This window comes from Thiohalophilus sp., assembly GCF_031581315.1.
Lineage (GTDB): Bacteria > Pseudomonadota > Gammaproteobacteria > UBA6429 > Thiohalophilaceae > Thiohalophilus.
In genome coordinates this window covers 9,890-12,979 of the sequence record NZ_JAVLAZ010000064.1, presented here as the reverse complement: position 1 = coordinate 12,979, position 3,090 = coordinate 9,890, and the positions used below count along the sequence as shown (strand labels likewise).

Sequence of the window (3,090 nt, the reverse complement as noted above, 5' to 3'; positions counted from 1 at the left end):
CCCGCCCGCCTGTTCGCCGATCCCGCCGCCACCCTCTGTATCCGCTGCGCCAGCGCCAGTGAGCAATGATTCGCGCAAAGGCGGTAATTCAACGCAGAGGGCGTTTATGCCCGTTGTTTGGGTGCGGAGACGCAGAGGCGCTGAGAAGTAAAATCGACAAATTATATTCGCCTGCCGTCTCGTATCCAGTGAGAGTGAACCCATAGAAAATCTCTGCGTCTCCGCGACTCTGCGACCTCCGCGTTTATTCACCGCATAGCCGGGCAGGACAGCCGCCTTGAACCTGATTTTGGTCTATCGTTGAGGACCTGTTTTGCCCGCCAAGCCTTGAATCCCGCACAACCGGCCCTATTTTTGTTGGAGTATTTGAAATTTTATCCGCACAGGGGAAAACGAGTTATGCGAATGGACAAACTCACCAGCAAGTTCCAGATGGCGATCGCCGATGCCCAGAGCCTGGCGGTTGGCCGCGATCATCAGATGATCGAGCCGGTGCATTTGATGAGCGCCATGCTGGATCAGGAAGGCGGCAGCGTCTCGCATCTGCTGGCCCAGGCCGACGTTAACGTCAATCTGCTGCGCTCCCAGCTGGGTGAAGCGCTGGATCATCTGCCGCAGATCGAGGATGCCACCGGCGAGGTACATATCTCCAATGATTTGTCTCGCCTGCTGAATCTGACCGACAAGCTGGCGCAAAAACGCCAGGATAAATATATCTCCAGCGAACTGTTTGTTCTGGCGGCGGTGGATGACAAGAGCAACCTGGGCGAACTGCTGCGCAAGGCCGGCGCCACCAAGGGCGCCCTCGAAAACGCCATCGAGAATGTGCGCGGCGGTCAACAGGTTGACGATCCCAATGCCGAGGAACAACGCCAGGCGCTGGAAAAATACACCATCGATCTGACCGAGCGGGCCGAACAGGGCAAGCTGGATCCGGTGATCGGGCGTGATGATGAAATCCGCCGTTCCATCCAGGTACTGCAACGGCGCACCAAGAACAATCCGGTACTGATTGGCGAGCCGGGCGTCGGCAAAACCGCGATCGTTGAGGGGCTGGCGCAACGGATTATCAACGGTGAAGTCCCCGATGGATTGAAAAACAGGCGCGTGCTGTCGCTCGACATGGGCTCATTGCTGGCCGGCGCCAAATTCCGCGGCGAATTCGAAGAACGCCTCAAGGCTGTACTCAGTGATCTCTCCAAGCAGGAAGGGCAGGTGATCCTGTTCATTGATGAGATCCACACCATGGTTGGCGCCGGCAAGGCCGAGGGTTCCATGGATGCCGGCAACATGCTCAAGCCGGCGCTGGCCCGTGGTGAATTGCATTGCATCGGCGCCACCACGCTGGATGAGTATCGCAAGTACATCGAAAAGGACGCGGCCCTGGAGCGCCGCTTTCAGAAGGTGCAGGTGGACGAACCGAGCGTGGAAGACACGGTGGCGATCCTGCGTGGTCTGAAAGAGAAATATGAAGTCCATCACGGTGTCGACATTACCGATCCGGCCATCGTCGCCGCGGCGACTCTGTCACACCGGTATATCACCGATCGGCAACTGCCGGACAAGGCGATCGACCTTGTGGATGAGGCGGCCAGCCGCATTCGCATGGAAATCGATTCCAAGCCCGAGTCCATGGATCGTCTGGATCGCAAACTCATTCAGCTAAAGATCGAACATGAGGCACTGAAAAAAGAGAGTGACGAAGCCTCACTTGAGCGTCTTAACAAACTGGAAGACGAGATCGACAAGCTGGAACGCGAATATCACGATCTTGAAGAGGTCTGGAATTCGGAAAAAGCCGCGGTGCAGGGCAGTCAGCACATCAAAGAAGAGCTGGAGCGGACCCGCATCGAACTGGATACGGCGCGCCGTGCCGGTGATCTGACCCGCATGTCAGAACTGCAGTACGGCAAGATTCCGGAGCTGGAAAAACAGCTGGACATGGCCGCCCAGGCGGAGATGCAGCAGGAAACAACCTTGCTGCGTACCTCGGTGAACGAGGAGGAGATTGCCGAGGTAGTCTCCAAGTGGACCGGTATCCCGGTTGCCAAAATGCTCGAAGGCGAGCGCGACAAGTTGTTGCGCATGGAAGAGGCCCTGCATCAGCGTGTGGTGGGGCAGGACGAAGCCGTCAAATCGGTGGCCGATGCCATTCGCCGTTCGCGTGCCGGACTGTCCGATCCCAATCGACCCAACGGTTCATTCCTGTTCCTCGGTCCGACCGGGGTGGGCAAGACCGAGCTGACCAAGTCCCTGGCGGCTTTCCTGTTCGATACCGAGGAAGCCATGGTGCGTATCGACATGTCCGAGTTCATGGAAAAGCATTCCGTGGCCCGGTTGATCGGTGCTCCGCCCGGCTACGTCGGCTATGAAGAAGGCGGCTACCTGACCGAAGCGGTGCGCCGCAAACCCTATTCGGTGATCCTGCTCGACGAGGTCGAAAAGGCGCATCCCGATGTGTTCAACATCCTGTTGCAGGTGCTGGACGACGGTCGCCTGACCGACGGTCAGGGACGCACGGTCGATTTTCGTAACACGGTGATCGTGATGACCTCCAATCTGGGTTCCCAACAGATCCAGGAGATGGCCGGCGAGGAAAATTACGATGCCATGAAGGCCACGGTCATGGAGATTATCGGCCAGCATTTCCGGCCCGAGTTCATCAACCGCGTCGACGAAGTGGTGGTCTTCCATCCGCTGGCTCGCGAACAGATCCGCGCCATCGCCGGCATCCAGTTCGATTACCTGCGCCAGCGGCTGCAGGATCGGCATATGGACATCGAGCTGACCGGGGCGGCGCTGGACAAGATCGGCGAAGCCGGTTTCGACCCCGTCTACGGCGCCCGACCGCTCAAGCGGGCCATCCAGCAACAGGTGGAAAACACCCTGGCGCAGGAGATCCTCTCCGGCAAGTTCGTGCCCGGCGATGTGATCAAGGTTGATGTCAAAGACGACCGGTTCGTCTTTGGTAAATCCGATCGCAAGGCCTCGGCGGCGTAAGAGCACACCACCAAGACACAAAGACACCAAGTCTGAAAATAAATTTGCCGGCGAAAGCCGGCATTTTTATGTGCATGTGATTTTTTCTGA

General features: G+C 57.9%; 1 protein-coding gene. It reads left to right on the top strand.

Going from position 1 to position 3,090, the window contains the following annotated elements:
- Window positions 1-405 precede the first annotated feature (405 nt).
- Window positions 406-3,000 (top strand): ATP-dependent chaperone ClpB, encoded by a 2,595-nt coding sequence (gene clpB, locus RI563_RS09730; protein WP_310694182.1) that lies wholly within the window; start codon window positions 406-408, stop codon window positions 2,998-3,000.
- Window positions 3,001-3,090 lie beyond the last annotated feature (90 nt).

Coding starts and splice junctions, on each gene's coding strand:
- clpB (WP_310694182.1), top strand. CDS start 406: ATGGACAAACTCACCAGCAAGTTCCAGATGGCGATCGCCGATGCCCAG.